The following is a 15,044-nucleotide window of genomic DNA, read 5'->3' as shown; positions in this document are numbered from 1 at the left end:
GCGAATCGACTCTGCGCGGGCCGCGAGCGGACGAAAAAGGCCGCGGCCACCGGCTCCGGGGTTCGGGAGCGGTGGCCGCGGCCTGCCGTGTCGTGGGGCTTAGCTGCGTCAACCCACCTCGGGGGCAGGCTCCTTGACGAGGTCGGGCGTGCGCGGGGCGGGGACTTCGGCGTTCTTTCCGGGAGCCGCGGGAACTTCCTTGTCCTCCTCGTCCGTTACGTCACTGAGGTCGCCGTCCAGCACCCGCTTGGCCCGCTCGATGTCCAGTGCCCCTTCCCAGCGGGACACGGCGAAGACGGCGACGCAGTTGCCGAGCAGGTTGGTGACGACGCGCATCGAGTCCATGATGCGGTCGACGCCGAGGAGGAGGGCGACGGCTCCGGCCGGGATGGCGCCCAGGGAGGAGGCGGTGGCGGAGAGGGCGAGGAAGGCTGATCCGGGGATGCCGGCCATGCCCTTGCTGGTGAGCATGAGGACGAGGACGACGGTGATCTGCTGGCCGAGGCTGAGGTCGACGCCGACGGCCTGGGCGATGAAGAGGGTGCCGATGGAGAGGTAGAGGGAGGCGCCGTCGAGGTTGAAGGAGTAGCCGGTGGGCAGGACGAGGCCGACGGCGTCGTCGCGGGCGCCCGCCTTGCGCAGCTTCTGCATGACGCGCGGCATGACGGACTCGGTGGACGCGGTGCCGAGCGCGAGCAGCATCTCCTCGCGGATGTAGCGCAGGAACTTCCACAGGCTGAGCCCGGTCACGAGCCGCAGCGCGACGGCGAGCAGCGCGACGAACAGGGCCGCCGCCGCGTAGCACAGCGCGATCAGCTTGCCGTAGGTCTCGATCACGCCGAGGCCGTAGTTGCCGATGAGGACGGCCATCGCGCCGAAGACGGCGAGCGGGGCGAGCCGCATGACGAAGCCGACGATCGCGAAGATGATCTCCTGGGCCTGCTCGATGGCCGGCAGCACCTGCGGCACCTTGGTGTGCCCGAGGTGCAGCAGCGCGGCGCCGACGAGGCAGGCCAGGATGAGGACCTGGAGCAGGGAGTTCTCGGCGAAGGCGCCGATGAACGAGGTGGGCAGGGCGTTCAGCACGAACTCGGTGGTCGAGGGGAGCGACCCGCCGTTCGTCTTCGCGTCCACGGCCGCCGTGTTCAGCGTCGAGGGGTCGACGTGCATGCCGGAGCCGGGCTGGACGAGGTTGGCGGCGAGCAGGCCGACGATCAGCGCGAAGGTGCTGGCGACCTCGAACCAGATCAGCGCCTTGAGCCCGATCCGGCCGAACGCCTTGAGGTCACCGGCCTTGGCGATACCGACGACGACCACGCAGAAGACGAGCGGGGAGATGATCGTCTTGATCAGCCGGACGAACCCGTCGCCGAGCGGCTGGAGGTCCGAGGCGAATCCCGGCCACAGCTTCCCGACGGCGATGCCGAGCACCAGCGCGACGGCGACCTGGGTGAAGAGTGACGTACGCAGCGTGCGTGCGACGCGTCGCGGCAGGGACGGGGAGGAGGGTGGCACGGGCACTCCTGGGAGGGACGGTGTAGCTCGCCGAAGCCGGACGAGACTTCTGCGATACGGAAAGCGGCTTCCGTGCGGAACACTTTGGAGTGCCCGGCGCTCACTGTGAAGACCTGCGTGTTGCCGATCTGTAAATCACCCTGTGAGTGATGGATCACACACCGGACGGTTTAACAGCGGCTACGGTCCTCCACGAGTACGCCCTGAACGGCCGTCAGAGCGCGGTCTTAGCAGCCGCCCGAGCCGGTGATCCGGTACCGCTCGCTCGTCGTCGCCACGGCGCGCCGCTGGTCACGCGGCACACCGACCGTGTAACTCGCGTCTCCCGTATAGGTGTCGTCGGTCCGCGACCACCCGTGCGGCGCCCCGCTGCTCTCGGCGCGGTCACCGAGGGTCAGCACCGTCCGCAGCCGGCCGTCCGCCCCCAGCGTGATCTCCCCGTCCATCGTGTACGTCCGGCGAACCTGCGCCGCGCGGCCGTTGACAGTGACCGTCTGGTCGTCCGTCCACCGCGCGCCGAGTCCGTCGGTGTTCTCGCCATCGGTCCAGCGGTGCGCGGAGGTGTGGGCGAGGGTCCGGGTGACGGTGGTGACGACGCGGCCGTGCGAGGTGTCGACGTACCCGCCGGCCGTCAGCGCGTGCCCCGCCTCGGTGTCCACCCGGTACTCGCTTCCGGGCGTGTACGTCGAGGAGTTGACCGGCGTCGTCTCCTTGTGGGTGAACAGCTTGCCCGTGACCTGCTGCTTCTTCGCGTCCTGCCAGAGCAGCACGTTGACGGGCACGCTCCATCCGCTCTGCCCGGCGGGGACGCCCACCACACCGACCTCGATCCGGTGCGGGCGGCCGTCGTTGAGCACCGCGGCGAACGGGGTCAGGTCGTACTCGATCGGCCTGACGTCGAAGGCGCGGGGCCCGGGGACGACGTACCAGAGGAAGGGGTTGGACCAGCCTCCGGTCCATACGTGCGGGAACGGGGTCGCGATCCCGGCGAGTTCACCGTCCACCTTGATCTGCACCTCGCGGTAGGGCCCGTCGTCTGCCTGGCAGGAGTACGGCGCCCGCGGCGGGACCGAGAGGTACCAGAACTCCTCGCAGCCGCCGCCCGATCCGGTCGCGTAGACCTCGGCCAGGACGCGCTCGGTGTTGCGGGGCACGGTGAGGGTGTGGTCGGCGGCGAGCGCGCGGACCTGGTCGGGGACCTCCTTGTCGGGGCTCGGGTACGGGGACGCGGGGGCCTCGGCCGGAGCAGCGCCCTTGAGTGCCGCTCCCGCCGCCTTGTAGAACGTCAGCGTGACCTTGACGTCCAGGACGCCCGTGTACGTGTCGTCGACGACATTGGCGATCAGCATCTCGACGTCCTGCGGGCGGCGCAGGGTGTCGGAGTAGCGGGTGACGTCCTTCTCTACGGACCACTCGATGCCGTCGGGCGACGGCTCCGGCGTGGACGTGCGCAAGACCTCGATCCCGCCGACGCGCAGATAGCCGAGGCGGTCGTACTGGCGGCCCTTGACCTTGCCGTCGAGGCGCAGGACGACCTTGCTCCAGCGCTCGCCGCAGCCGGCGGGCGGGGCGTAGCTGCCCTCGTACGGGGTGAAGTCGCGGAACTGGGCCTCGGCGAGCGTCACTTCGCAGGACGGGCCGGCGGGTCTGGGGACCGGAGGGGCCGCGGTGATCGGGTCGTGCCAGTCGGTGCCGAACTCGGCCGGGACATCGGCGGTTCGAGCGACAGGGTCGGCTGCCCGGGCGAGCGGGGCGGTCACCAACAGGGCCACTGTGGTGAGCATGGACATGATGAGCCGTCTGGTCATGCCCGTGTTCTAGGGGAGTCTCCCCCACCCCGCAACGGTGCGGTTCACGCCTTCAGTTCGGCCCGGTCCCCCATGACCACCACCGGGTGGTCGGCCGGGTCCAGGGTCCGCAGCAGGTAGGCCATGCCCTCCTCCGAGAGGCTGACGCAGGCCGACGTACCGCTGCCGTGGTCCATGTGGAGCCAGATGCCGCCCCCCTTCTTCTGCCCCTGCGGGCGGGTCGGGTCGCTGGGCGAGGTGCCCTTGACGCGGTTGTAGTCGATGGCGATGACGTAATCGAAGTCGTGCCGGTAAGGCTTCGCCCACCAGCTCGGCGTCTCGAAGGCGCTCGACTGCGTGTACGGCAGTTTCGAGCCGGGGTTCTTCAGCGCGCCTCCCGCGTCCGTGAGCGTGAACACGCCCACCGGGCTGCGGCCGTCGTCCTCCTGATGATCCGGGGTCCACCCCTTTCTCGCGTTGTGCGCCGGCCAGGAGCTGAGCTTGTGCCACGTGTCGCCCTGCTTGTTGTAGAGAACGACCGTCGCGTCCGGGGAGTTCCGCCCGTCGCCATAAACCGCGACGACTTGTGTCGAGTTCCCCGGGATGCCGCTGCGCAGCCGCTCTCCGACGCCCGGGATCGTGGTCGGGTCCTGGGCCGCGGCCAGGGTGTGGCGGGGCGCCGCGTCGTCCGTCCCCGCGCCCGAACCGCCGCACCCGGCAAGGGTGATGAGGGCCAGTCCGCTCGCCGCCGTCCGTATCGCGTTTCCTCGCATGCGCCCCATCGTCGCAAACCCGCTCCGCGCCGTGGAAAACCGGTTGAGTTCGCCCCGGCCGAACAGCGAACCTGACACGGTTTGCGGCCACCGCCGAGCCCTCTTCCCCCCCGCCCCGAAGCCACTGCTCCGACCACAAGTCACTGGGACGTCATGCAGATCCAAGACCTTCCGTACGCCGACCCAGGTGTGCCGGACACCCGCTCGGGGCCCCGCTTCCTGTGGTGGCTCGGCCGGATGCAACTGGGCGGGCAGCTCAAGGCCCTCGGCTGGGGGCTGCTGCACTTCGTCAGCGTCTCCGCGCAGCCGTTCTTCGTCGGGTACGCCGTCCAGGCCGTCGTCGACCGCTCCGGCGGCCGGCTCGCGCTCGCGGGCGCGCTGATGCTGCTGTGCGGGATCGCGATGGCGGTCGGCGACACGTTTCTGCACCGGGCCGCTGTCACCAACTGGATCACCGCCGCCGCGCGGATCCAGCAGTTGCTGGCCCGCAAGGCGGCGCGGCTGGGGTCGCTGCTGACGCGGCGGGTGGCGGCCGGTGAAGTGGTCGCGGTGTCGACGGGCGACGTCGAGAAGATCGGGTGGTTCGTGGAGGGTGTGTCCCGGTTCACCGCCGCCGCGCTCTCCGTCGTCGTGGTCTGCGTGGGCCTGCTCGTCTACCAGCCCGCGCTCGGCGTCGTCGTCGCCGTCGGGCTGCCCGTGCTGGCGGTGGCCGTGCTGCCGCTGCTGCCCCGGGCGACGCGGCGGGCCGACGTCCAGCGGGAGAAGGCGGGGCGGGCGACCGAGCTGGCGTCCGACACCGTCGCCGGGCTGCGGGTGCTGCGCGGGATCGGCGGCGAGGACCTGTTCCTGGACCGCTACCGCGAGGCCTCCCAGGAGGTGCGGCACGCGGCCGTGCGCAGCGCCCGGATGTGGGCCCTGATCAGCGCGGTGCAGGTGCTGCTGCCGGGGCTGCTGCTCGTCGCGGTCGTCTGGTACGGCGTGCGTCTCGCGCAGGAGGGGCGGGTCACCGTGGGTGAACTCGTCACTGTCTACAGCTCTGTCGTGATCCTTGCTTATCCGCTGCGGCATTTCGAGGAGATCGCCATGGCGTACTCCTTCTCCCGGCCGTCGGCCACGCGGGCGGCCCGGGTGCTCGGGCTCGACCGGGAGGAACCGGCGGGCGGCGTCGGGGAGTTGCCTTCCGGTGAGCTGCGCGATCCTGTGACCGGGCTTGTCGTGCCGGCCGGGTCGCTGACGGCTGTGGTGTGCGGGGATCCGGACGCGGCGGGGCGGTTGGCGGAGCGGCTCGGGGGGCATGCGGAGGCTTCGGCGGCCGGGGCGACTGAGGTGTCCGCTTCAACTGAGACTCCAGCTCCGGCTCCCGCCCCCGCCTCCGTCTCCGTAGAGCTGGGCGGCGTAGCACTGGACTCGCTGCCGCTGGAGGCCGCGCGGACCGTCGTCCTCGTGCAGGACAAGGACCCCGTGCTGATGTCCGGGCCCTTGCGGTCGCTGCTCGATGTGCCGTCCTCGGGGGCCGTCGACGCGGAGGCCGCGCTGGCCGCCGCGCAGTGCGGGGACGTCCTGGACGCGCTGGTCCAGGGCTCGCCGGACGCCCGCGATCCGCTGGACGCGCATCTCACCGAGCGCGGCCGTTCCCTCTCCGGCGGCCAGCGGCAACGGCTCGCCCTCGCGCGCTCGCTGCTGGCGGACCCGGAGGTGCTGGTCCTGGACGAGCCGACGTCGGCGGTCGACTCGCACACCGAGGCGCGCGTCGCGAAGGGCGTAAAGGAGGTGCGCAAGGGGCGCACGACGGTCGTCCTCACCTCCTCGCCCTTGCTGCTGGACCTCGCCGACCAGGTCGTCTTCCTGCACGAGGGGACGGTCGCGGCGGTGGGCACGCACCGGGAGCTGCTGCGGGCCGAGGGGCGGTACCGCGCGGTGGTGACGCGGGAGCCGGACGCCGTACCGGACCAGGCGCGGCGTTCGTCGTATGAACACGGAATTTCGGAACTGGAAGAGATCGAGGAGTCCGCATGATCGGCGTCGCGCCCCCGGAGTACGACCCGGCGGCACCGACGACGGCGAGCACCCTGCCCGTCGGCAGTGCCGCGACCGTCCGCGCGTACGTGCGCGAGCTGGTGCGCCGGCACCGGACGGCGTTCCTGCTGCTGGTGGGCGCCAACACCGTCGCCACGGTGGCCTCGATGGTCGGGCCCTGGCTGCTGGGCGACCTCGTGGAGCGGGTGTCGGACGGGGCCCGGGAGCTGCATCTCGGGCTCACCGTCGGGCTGTTCACGCTCGCCCTCGTCGTGCAGGCCGTGTTCGTGCAGCAGATGCGGCTGCGCGGGGCGATGCTCGGGGAGCGGATGCTGGCCGATCTGCGCGAGGACTTCCTCGTGCGGTCGGTGCGGCTGCCGCCGGGCGTGCTGGAGCGGGCCGGGACAGGGGATCTGCTGTCGCGGATCACCACCGACATCGACCGGCTGGCCAACGCCATGCGCGAGGCCGTGCCGGAGCTGGTCATCGGGGTGCTGTGGTCGGGGCTGCTGCTCGGCGGCCTGGTCGTGGCGGCGCCCCCGCTCGCGCCGGCCGTGCTGATCGCCGTTCCGCTGCTGGTCGTGGGCTGGCGCTGGTACTTCAAGCGGGCGCCGTCGGGCTACCGCGCGGAGGCCGCCGGGTACGCCGCAGTGGCCGCCGCGCTCGCCGAGACCGTGGACGCCGGGCGGACCGTCGAGGCGCACCGGCTCGGGGAGCGGCGGGTGGCGCTGTCGGAGCTGCGGATCGTGCAGTGGACGCGGTGGGAGCGGTACACGCTGTGGCTGCGGTCGGTGCTGTTCCCGGTGATCAACGGCGTGCATCTGACCGTGCTGACGTCGGTGCTGATGCTGGGCGGGGCCTTCGTCCTCCAAGGGTGGATCGGGGTCGGGCAGTTGACGACCGGGGCACTGCTCGCGCAGATGCTGGTCGATCCGGTGAATCTGATTCTCCGTTGGTACGACGAGCTCCAGGTGGCGCAGGTGTCGCTGGCGCGGCTGGTCGGGGTGCGGGAGATCGAGCCGGAGGCCGGGGAGGCGGGGCTCGTGCCCGAGGGGCGTGAGGTGCTCGCCGAGTCGGTGCGCTTCGGGTACCGGGAGGGCGTCGACGTGCTGCGCGAGGTGTCGCTGTCGGTGCCGCCCGGGACCCGGCTGGCGCTGGTCGGGCCTTCGGGGGCGGGCAAGTCGACGCTGGGGCGGCTGCTGGCGGGGATCTACGCGCCGGGGGCGGGCCGGGTGACGCTCGGGGCGGCCGAGCTGTCCCGGATGACCGCGGAGCGGGTGCGGGCGCATGTCGCGCTCGTCAACCAGGAGCATCACGTCTTCGTGGGGTCGCTGCGCGACAATCTGCGGCTGGCCAGGACCGATGCCGGGGACGCCGAGCTGTGGGCGGCGCTCGGGGCGGTCGACGCGGACGGCTGGGCGCGCGCTCTCGACGCCGGTCTGGACACCGAGGTCGGCTCCGGCGCGCTCGCCCTGACCCCGGCGCAGGCCCAGCAGATCGCGCTGGCCCGGCTGGTCCTGGCCGACCCGCACACCCTGGTCCTCGACGAGGCGACCTCGCTGCTCGATCCGCGCGCGGCCCGGCATCTCGAACGGTCCCTGGGGCGGGTGCTGGACGGCCGTACGGTGATCGCGATCGCCCACCGGCTGCACACCGCGCACGACGCGGACGTCATCGCCGTGGTGGAGAACGGGCGGATCAGCGAGCTGGGGAGCCATGCGGAGCTGGTGGCGGCGGGCGGGGCGTACGCCGGGCTGTGGCAGTCCTGGCACGGGTGAGGGGCGGGGCCGGCGGGGGGCCTCGGCGCACTCTGGCGTTGCGCCCGGGCGGGGTGGGGTGGAACGTTGGAGAGCGGCAGCCCTGCGCGGGCGATGCGGTGTCCGCCGTGGCCGGAGGGGGGCCGTCCTCAGTTCCTGGAGGTGTCCGTGACCAGCGCCGACGGATGGGCAGACGACGTCTACCAGCCCGACGGATCCGAGATCCGGGAGGACTCTGGGCTGCTCGACGCCGAGGACACGCTGGACCAGGACGGGGTCGGTGATCCGCTCGACCGCGGCTGGTCCCCTCCGGAGCGGCCCTGGGCCGTGGAGCACACCGGCGTGACGGCCGCGGAGGCCCGGCGCGGCGAGAGCCTCGACCAGCGGCTGGCGGAGGAGGTCCCGGACGTCGCCGGCTACGACGGGGACGGTCTCGGCGACTGCGACGGCACCGACGGGGAACTCCTCGACGAGGAGGTGGGCGCCGCCCGCTCCGGCCGGCTCGTCGCACCCGACGAGGGGGTGCACGAGGACGAGGAGAGCGGTCTGATCGCCACCGACGTCGGTATCGACGGGGCCGCGGCTTCCGCGGAGGAGGCCGCGATGCACATCGTCGACGAGGACGCGCTGTCGGGGTGAGCGGGCGGCTGCCGCGCGGGGTGCGGTGTCGTACGGGTTGCCCTTGGCGCTCTTGTCGTCCCTCTTGTCGCCCCTCTTGTCGCCCTTGTTGTCGTCCTTGTTGTCGCTATCCGAGGAGCCCTCATGCAGCAGGACAAGCAGCCTGACTACCACCCGGTCGTCTTCCGGGACCGCGCGGCCGGGTACGCGTTTCTCACGCGGTCGACCGCGACCAGTGACCGGACCATCGAGTGGGACGACGGGGAGACCTACCCGGTCGTGGACGTGGAGATCTCCTCGCAGAGCCATCCCTTCTACACCGGTCAGGCGCGCACGGTCGACACGGAGGGGCGGGTGGCCCGCTTCGAGCGGCAGTACGGGGAGGGTGGCTGAGGGAAGCCGGCCCGTCAGATGTAGTTGAGGGCCGCCGCTCCGCCGATGCCGCCGAGCACCATGAACACCGGCATCAGGACCTTCAGCTCGATCCAGCTGCCGGCCCGGAAGCGCATGCCCTTGGGCGGGCCGACGGGGTACCAGCGCTTGCGGCCGATCGGTATGGGCCACAGGACCGGGCAGCCGGAGACGGTCAGCGCGTCCCCGAGGTCGTGCACCAGCGCGCCGAGGATGATCGGCAGGCCCAGCCACAGGTACTCCTGGCCGGGCTCGGTGAACAGCCAGCCCGCGCCGTTGCCCGGCTCGTCGAGTATGCCGGCGAGGATCCAGGCGCTGGTCGCGGCCAGCAGCCACACCAGTATGTCGCTGCTGGAGCCGCGCGCCGCCCGCCACAGGAGACCTTCGATCGCGAGCACCATGTGCACGAAGAGGATCGCGAGGACCGCCCACCGCCCGCCGGTGATCGCCAGCGCCGAGGTGCCGCCGCCTATCAGGACCGCCCACAGCCAGGTGTGCGTCAGGGTGCGGTGGCCGCCGTTGCGCCGGGGGTCGCCGGGCTTCCTGGTCGCCTTGTAGACGGCGTAGGAGAGTTTGTCGACGATCTCGCAGAGCCAGCGCGAGACGGGTCCGAAGGCGCGCGAGATGGTGGCGGCCTTGTGGTCGAGGTCGGGGGCGAGGGCCGCGCCGGCGCAGATCAGCGCGCCGACCAGGACGACCGGCCAGGGCATCGGACGTCCGGCCGCCGCCGCGGCGGCTCCCACGCCGAGCCATGCCGCGGCGCCCGACAGTGAGTGTGCTGGTCCCATCATGGCCGTCGCCCGTCCCGTTTCTCTTGTGTTGCCGCCCAGTTGACCGGGTGCCCTGACACTCCGTCGGCGACACAGCGTAGCGGTCTTGATCTTCGGGCGGGCAGCCGATTCCCCTCCGGACGGCGCGGGCAGGCAAGATGGGGGTGTGAGCCTCATCGATCAGCTGCCGCCGTCCGCCGACCCCGACGCCCTGTACGAAGCCTTCGAGTCCTGGGCGCGGGAGCGCGGTCTCACGCTCTACCCCCATCAGGAGGAGGCGCTGATCGAGGTGGTCTCCGGCGCCAACGTGATCGTGTCGACGCCCACCGGGTCCGGCAAGAGCATGATCGCGGCGGGCGCCCACTTCGCGGCGCTGGCCCGCGACGAGGTGACTTTCTACACGGCGCCGATCAAGGCGCTGGTGTCGGAGAAGTTCTTCGAGCTGTGCAAGCTGTTCGGCACGGAGAACGTCGGGATGCTGACCGGCGACGCCTCGGTCAACGCCGACGCGCCGGTGATCTGCTGCACCGCCGAGGTCCTCGCGTCGATCGCGCTGCGCGACGGCAAGGACGCCGACGTCGGCCAGGTCGTCATGGACGAGTTCCACTTCTACGCCGAGGGCGACCGCGGCTGGGCCTGGCAGATCCCGATCCTGGAGCTGCCGCAGGCGCAGTTCGTGCTGATGTCGGCGACCCTGGGTGACGTCTCCTTCTTCGAGAAGGACCTCGCCCGCCGCACGGGCCGGCCGACCGCGGTGGTCCGCTCGGCGAACCGGCCGGTGCCGCTGTCCTACGAGTACCGCTACACGCCGATGACGGAGACGCTCACCGATCTCCTCCAGGCCCGGCAGGCGCCGGTCTACATCGTGCACTTCACGCAGGCGCAGGCGGTGGAGCGGGCGCAGGCGCTGATGAGCATCAACATGTGCTCCAAGGAGGAGAAGGAGCAGATCGCCGATCTGATCGGCAACTTCCGCTTCACCACCAAGTTCGGCCGCAATCTGTCGCGTTACGTCCGGCACGGCATCGGGGTCCATCACGCGGGCATGCTGCCCAAGTACCGCCGCCTGGTGGAGAAGCTGGCCCAGGCCGGCCTGCTGAAGGTGATCTGCGGAACGGACACGCTGGGCGTCGGTGTCAACGTGCCGATCCGTACGGTGCTGTTCACGGCGCTGACCAAGTACGACGGCAACCGGGTCCGTACGCTGCGGGCGCGGGAGTTCCACCAGATCGCGGGCCGCGCGGGGCGGGCCGGCTTCGACACGGCCGGGTACGTCGTCGCGCAGGCGCCGGAGCACGTCATCGAGAACGAGAAAGCGCTTTCGAAGGCGGGGGACGATCCGAAGAAGCGGCGCAAGGTGGTCCGCAAGAAGGCGCCGGAAGGCTTCGTGGCCTGGACGGAGAACACCTTCGAGAAGCTGATCGAGTCGGATCCGGAGCCGTTGACGTCGCGTTTCCGGGTGACGCACACGATGCTGCTGTCGGTCATCGCCCGCCCCGGCAACGCGTTCGAGGCGATGCGGCATCTGCTGGAGGACAACCACGAGCCGCGCCGCCAGCAGCTGCGGCACATCCGGCGGGCGATCGCCATCTACCGTTCGCTGCTCGACGGCGGCATCGTCGAGAAGCTGGACGAGCCGGACGCCACCGGCCGCGTCGTCCGGCTCACGGTCGACCTCCAGCAGGACTTCGCGCTCAACCAGCCGCTGTCCACGTTCGCCCTGGCCGCCTTCGAACTCCTCGACCCCGAGTCGCCGTCGTACGCCCTCGACATGGTCTCCGTCGTCGAGTCCACCCTGGACGACCCGCGCCAGATCCTCGCCGCCCAGCAGAACAAGGCGCGCGGCGAGGCGGTCGCCCTGATGAAGGCGGACGGCGTCGAGTACGAGGAGCGCATGGAGCGCCTCCAGGACATCACGTACCCCAAGCCGCTGGAGGAGCTGCTCTTCCACGCGTACGACACGTACCGCAAGAGCCACCCCTGGGTCGGCGACCATCCCCTGTCGCCGAAGTCCGTCATCCGTGACATGTACGAACGGGCCATGTCGTTCACGGAGCTGGTGTCCCATTACGAGCTGGCCCGCACCGAGGGCATCGTCCTGCGCTACCTGGCCAGCGCCTACAAGGCGCTCGACCACACCGTCCCCGACGATCTGAAGTCCGAGGACCTCCAGGACCTCATCGAATGGCTGGGCGAGATGGTCCGCCAGGTCGACTCCAGCCTCCTCGACGAGTGGGAGCAGCTCGCGAACCCCGCGGAGATGACGGCCGAGCAGGCCCAGGAGAAGGCCGACGAGGTCAAGCCGGTCACCCTCAACGCACGCGCCTTCCGCGTGCTGGTGCGCAACGCGATGTTCCGCCGGGTGGAGCTGGCCGCCCTCGACCACGTCGACGAACTGGGCGAGCTGGACGGCGAGTCCGGCTGGGACGCCGACGCGTGGGGCGAGGCGATGGACAAGTACTGGGACGAGTACGACGACCTGGGCACCGGCCCGAACGCGCGCGGCCCGAAGCTGCTCGTCATCCAGGAGGAGCCGCGCAGCAGGCTGTGGCGTGTGCGGCAGATCTTCGACGACCCCAACGGCGATCATGACTGGGGCGTCAGCGCGGAGGTCGACCTGGAGGCCTCCGACGCCGAGGGCCGCGCCGTCGTCCGCGTCACCGCCGTCGGACAGCTCTGAGCAGAGCCACCAGCACAGGAGAAGCACACCCATGACGAACCCCGCCGAGAGACTCGTCGATCTGCTCGACCTGGAGCAGATCGAGGTCAACATCTTCCGGGGCCGCAGCCCGCAGGAGTCCCTCCAGCGGGTCTTCGGCGGGCAGGTGGCCGGGCAGGCGCTGGTCGCGGCCGGCCGGACCACCGAGGGCGACCGGCCCGTGCACTCGCTGCACGCGTACTTCCTGCGCCCGGGACGGCCCGGGGTGCCGATCGTGTACCAGGTGGAACGGGTGCGCGACGGGCGGTCGTTCACGACGCGCCGGGTGACCGCGGTGCAGCAGGGCCGCACGATCTTCAATCTCACCGCCTCCTTTCACAAGCCTGAGGAAGGTCCTTTCGAGCACCAGCTGCCGCCGGCCCGGGCCGTCCCGGACCCGGAGTCGCTGCCGACGGTCGCGGAAGAGGTCCGTGAGCGGCTCGGCTCGCTGCCCGAGCAGTTCGAGCGGATGGCCCGCCGTCAGCCCTTCGACATCCGCTATGTCGACCGGCTGCGCTGGGACCCCGAGGAGATCAAGGCCGCCGAGCCGCGCAGCGCGGTGTGGATGCGGGCGGTCGGCCCCCTGGGGGACGATCCCCTCGTCCACACCTGCGCCCTGACCTACGCCAGCGACATGACCCTCCTGGACGCCGTCCGCCTCCCCGTCGAACCGCTGTGGGGGCCGCGGAACTTCGACATGGCGTCCCTGGACCACGCGATGTGGTTCCACCGTCCCTTCCGCGCGGACGAGTGGTTCCTGTACGACCAGGAGTCGCCGATCGCCACCGGTGGGCGGGGGCTGGCGCGGGGCCGTATCTACGACCTGCGCGGGCAGTTGCTGGTCTCCGTCGTCCAGGAGGGGCTGTTCCGGGCGCTGTAGCGCTTGTGCTGCCGGGGCGCCCGGAACGCCGTGACGTCTCCTCTCCGTGGGCTCAGCTCACCGTCGTCCGTGGGCTCAGCTCACTGTCGGCTCGGTCGCGCCGCGTCCGCCGCGCCGGAGCCAGGCCAGCAGGCCGTTGCGGGTTCGCCGGGGGGCCGGCACGGACGGCGGTTTGGGGGGCCGATGCGGAGTCGGTGCCTGGGGCGGTGTCGTCGGGGTGAGGGGCGGCCGGGGGCGCGGCGCGGCGGTGGCGGGTTCCGGGTCCTGCGGCAGGGGTTCGGGGCGCTGCGTCGGTTGCGGGGTGAGGCTGGCCGGCGGCTCCGGGGTGAAGCCGGTCGGCGGCTCCAGGGTGAGGCTGGTCGGCGGTTCCGGGAAGGGGGTCCGCCAGGGATCGTCCCAACTGCTTGCGGGCCTGGGTGCCTTGCGGTCGGCTCGGGCGTCGGCCAGGGCCTGGTTCAGGTCGGCGCGCAGCCAGGCGATCTCGTCGGGGTCGTCCGCCGTCATGATCCCCGTGGCGAGCTGGGCGGACGGTGAGCCCGGGGTGCCGGGGACGGGCGGGCCGGGGCGGAAGCGGTTGACGTAGGCGCGCTCGAAGGGGTCGGGGACGAGTTCGGCGACCTGGGCCGGGTCGAGGAGGGAGGCGAGGGCGCCGGCCCGCTCCCAGGGGTCCTCGGCCAGGCGGAGCAGGAAGCCGAGGTGGCGGCCCCGCCAGTTCTTGGCCCGCCGGTCGAGGCCCTCCGCGAGTTGCTTGCGCATCTGCTCGGAGAGGCGCCCGTCCAGGAGCGGCCTGCTGACGCTCTCGGCGGCGAACTGGCGCAGTTCCTCGGCGAGATAGAGCCAGACGACGGCCCGGTAGCGGTTGACGTAGAAGCGGACGGGGACGAGGAACCCGAGCCGCGCGAGGCGGGTGAAGCGGGCCCCGGACACGTGGAGGATCTCCGCGCCCTCCGCGGTGCCCACGGTGTGGATGCCGTTGAGGAGTGCCTGGGGGAAGTCGGGTTCGGTGCGCAGCCGCTCCAGCTCGGAGTAGGGGACTCGCCGGCCGCCGCCTCCCTCGTCGGGTACGGTCCGTACCCGGCCGAGATGGACGGCGAGGTCGAACTCGGCGCGTTTGACGCCGAGTTCGCGGGCGGCCCGGCTCGGTGCGCAGGACTGCTCGGATGTGGTGACGGGTGCGTTCATGGTCGGTCTCCCCGTGGTGGCTCGGGCTCCGCGCCGTTCGCGGTGGCCTCGGGAAAAACCGTAGCGATTTCGCAAGATCCCGCCGCAAGCCTGTGGATAACTCGCGACTTGTGGAAAACCGGCCCGATCGGGCGCCTGGAGCAGGCGGTTCAGGCGTCGCCGAGCGGGGTGCGCTCGGGTTGGCGCACGTCCATCGTCAGATGCTCGCCGACCCGGCTGACCAGCAGCGTCATCTCGTAAGCGACTTGGCCCATGTCGGCCTCGGCGGCGGTCAGGACGCAGAGGCAGCTGCCGGTGCCGGCGGCGGTGACGAAGAGCAGGGCGTCGTCGAACTCGATCATGGTCTGGCGCACCCGGCCCGCGCCGAAGTGACGGCCGGAGCCCTTGGCGAGGCTGTGCAGGCCGGAGGAGACGGCGGCGAGGTGTTCGGCGTCCTCGCGGCGCAGGCCCGTGCTGCTGCCGGCCACGAGTCCGTCGGTGGTCAGGACGAGCGCGTGCCGTATGTGTTCGACGCGCTCGGTCAGGTCGTCCAGCAGCCAGTCGAGTCCCTGGTTCTGCGCCATGCTCGGATCTCCCCGCGTTCCTTTCCCCGTTGGGCCCCGCCGGTGCGTGGACTTGCCCGCAAGCCTTCCCCAGG

General features: G+C 71.5%; 12 protein-coding genes. 6 read left to right on the top strand and 6 right to left on the bottom strand.

Annotated elements, in window-relative coordinates; translation table 11 throughout:
• Nucleotides 1-108: 108 nt before the first annotated feature.
• From ACYUD3_RS23205 to ACYUD3_RS23195, 3 genes are all read right to left on the bottom strand, one after another.
• Entirely contained in the window at nucleotides 109-1,515 is a 1,407-nt protein-coding gene (locus tag ACYUD3_RS23205) for a cation:dicarboxylate symporter family transporter (protein WP_470972874.1), read from the bottom strand.
• A 227-nt stretch (nucleotides 1,516-1,742) separates the two neighbouring features.
• Entirely contained in the window at nucleotides 1,743-3,323 is a 1,581-nt protein-coding gene (locus tag ACYUD3_RS23200) for a peptide-N4-asparagine amidase (protein WP_470972872.1), read from the bottom strand.
• A gap of 44 nt (nucleotides 3,324-3,367) precedes the next feature.
• Complete coding sequence (locus tag ACYUD3_RS23195; protein ID WP_470972870.1) at nucleotides 3,368-4,075, bottom strand: L,D-transpeptidase family protein; 708 nt, start codon at nucleotides 4,073-4,075, stop codon at nucleotides 3,368-3,370.
• 153 nt (nucleotides 4,076-4,228) lie between these two features.
• Between ACYUD3_RS23195 and ACYUD3_RS23190 the strand changes: the two genes are divergently transcribed.
• The 4 genes from ACYUD3_RS23190 (at nucleotide 4,229) to ACYUD3_RS23175 (ending at nucleotide 8,859) form a co-directional block, all read left to right on the top strand.
• Nucleotides 4,229-6,091, top strand: coding sequence for an ABC transporter transmembrane domain-containing protein (locus ACYUD3_RS23190; RefSeq protein ID WP_470972868.1), 1,863 nt, complete (start codon nucleotides 4,229-4,231; stop codon nucleotides 6,089-6,091).
• Nucleotides 6,088-7,869 (top strand): ABC transporter ATP-binding protein, encoded by a 1,782-nt coding sequence (locus ACYUD3_RS23185; protein WP_470972866.1) that lies wholly within the window; start codon nucleotides 6,088-6,090, stop codon nucleotides 7,867-7,869. The genes ACYUD3_RS23190 and ACYUD3_RS23185 overlap by 4 nt, the downstream gene beginning before the upstream one ends.
• Nucleotides 7,870-8,016: 147 nt before the next feature.
• Nucleotides 8,017-8,487 (top strand): DUF5709 domain-containing protein, encoded by a 471-nt coding sequence (locus ACYUD3_RS23180; protein WP_470972864.1) that lies wholly within the window; start codon nucleotides 8,017-8,019, stop codon nucleotides 8,485-8,487.
• Between the two features lie 123 nt (nucleotides 8,488-8,610).
• Nucleotides 8,611-8,859: a type B 50S ribosomal protein L31 gene (locus ACYUD3_RS23175; protein ID WP_470972862.1), complete on the top strand. Its 249-nt coding sequence runs from the start codon at nucleotides 8,611-8,613 to the stop codon at nucleotides 8,857-8,859.
• A gap of 14 nt (nucleotides 8,860-8,873) precedes the next feature.
• Here the strand turns inward: ACYUD3_RS23175 and ACYUD3_RS23170 are convergent, their stop codons facing one another.
• Nucleotides 8,874-9,668: a metal-dependent hydrolase gene (locus tag ACYUD3_RS23170; RefSeq protein ID WP_470972860.1), complete on the bottom strand. Its 795-nt coding sequence runs from the start codon at nucleotides 9,666-9,668 to the stop codon at nucleotides 8,874-8,876.
• A 145-nt stretch (nucleotides 9,669-9,813) separates the two neighbouring features.
• Here ACYUD3_RS23170 and ACYUD3_RS23165 point away from each other — a divergent pair, with 145 nt between their 5' ends.
• On the top strand, nucleotides 9,814-12,327 hold the full coding sequence (locus tag ACYUD3_RS23165; RefSeq protein WP_470972858.1) for a DEAD/DEAH box helicase: 2,514 nt from the start codon (nucleotides 9,814-9,816) through the stop codon (nucleotides 12,325-12,327).
• 31 nt (nucleotides 12,328-12,358) lie between these two features.
• Nucleotides 12,359-13,225: an acyl-CoA thioesterase gene (locus tag ACYUD3_RS23160; RefSeq protein ID WP_470972856.1), complete on the top strand. Its 867-nt coding sequence runs from the start codon at nucleotides 12,359-12,361 to the stop codon at nucleotides 13,223-13,225.
• Nucleotides 13,226-13,300: 75 nt separating this feature from the next.
• Here ACYUD3_RS23160 and ACYUD3_RS23155 read toward each other — a convergent pair whose 3' ends face one another.
• Both ACYUD3_RS23155 and ACYUD3_RS23150 read right to left on the bottom strand, forming a co-directional pair.
• The gene (locus ACYUD3_RS23155; protein WP_470972853.1) at nucleotides 13,301-14,407 is read right to left on the bottom strand and encodes a DUF6397 family protein; all 1,107 of its coding nucleotides are present in this window, start codon (nucleotides 14,405-14,407) and stop codon (nucleotides 13,301-13,303) included.
• A 149-nt stretch (nucleotides 14,408-14,556) separates the two neighbouring features.
• Nucleotides 14,557-14,970, bottom strand: coding sequence for a roadblock/LC7 domain-containing protein (locus ACYUD3_RS23150; protein WP_470972851.1), 414 nt, complete (start codon nucleotides 14,968-14,970; stop codon nucleotides 14,557-14,559).
• Between the last annotated feature and the right edge of the window lie 74 nt (nucleotides 14,971-15,044).

This window comes from Streptomyces sp. AMJ-169 (assembly GCF_055597585.1).
This window is presented reverse-complemented; position numbering and strand designations above follow the sequence as displayed.

What these genes read in the sequence shown, in the direction of transcription:
- ACYUD3_RS23200 (WP_470972872.1), bottom strand. Translation starts at nt 3,323, where the DNA reads ATGACCAGACGGCTCATCATGTCCATGCTCACCACAGTGGCCCTGTTG.
- ACYUD3_RS23195 (WP_470972870.1), bottom strand. Translation starts at nt 4,075, where the DNA reads ATGCGAGGAAACGCGATACGGACGGCGGCGAGCGGACTGGCCCTCATC.
- ACYUD3_RS23190 (WP_470972868.1), top strand. Translation starts at nt 4,229, where the DNA reads ATGCAGATCCAAGACCTTCCGTACGCCGACCCAGGTGTGCCGGACACC.
- ACYUD3_RS23185 (WP_470972866.1), top strand. Translation starts at nt 6,088, where the DNA reads ATGATCGGCGTCGCGCCCCCGGAGTACGACCCGGCGGCACCGACGACG.
- ACYUD3_RS23175 (WP_470972862.1), top strand. Translation starts at nt 8,611, where the DNA reads ATGCAGCAGGACAAGCAGCCTGACTACCACCCGGTCGTCTTCCGGGAC.
- ACYUD3_RS23170 (WP_470972860.1), bottom strand. Translation starts at nt 9,668, where the DNA reads ATGATGGGACCAGCACACTCACTGTCGGGCGCCGCGGCATGGCTCGGC.
- ACYUD3_RS23160 (WP_470972856.1), top strand. Translation starts at nt 12,359, where the DNA reads ATGACGAACCCCGCCGAGAGACTCGTCGATCTGCTCGACCTGGAGCAG.
- ACYUD3_RS23155 (WP_470972853.1), bottom strand. Translation starts at nt 14,407, where the DNA reads ATGAACGCACCCGTCACCACATCCGAGCAGTCCTGCGCACCGAGCCGG.
- ACYUD3_RS23150 (WP_470972851.1), bottom strand. Translation starts at nt 14,970, where the DNA reads ATGGCGCAGAACCAGGGACTCGACTGGCTGCTGGACGACCTGACCGAG.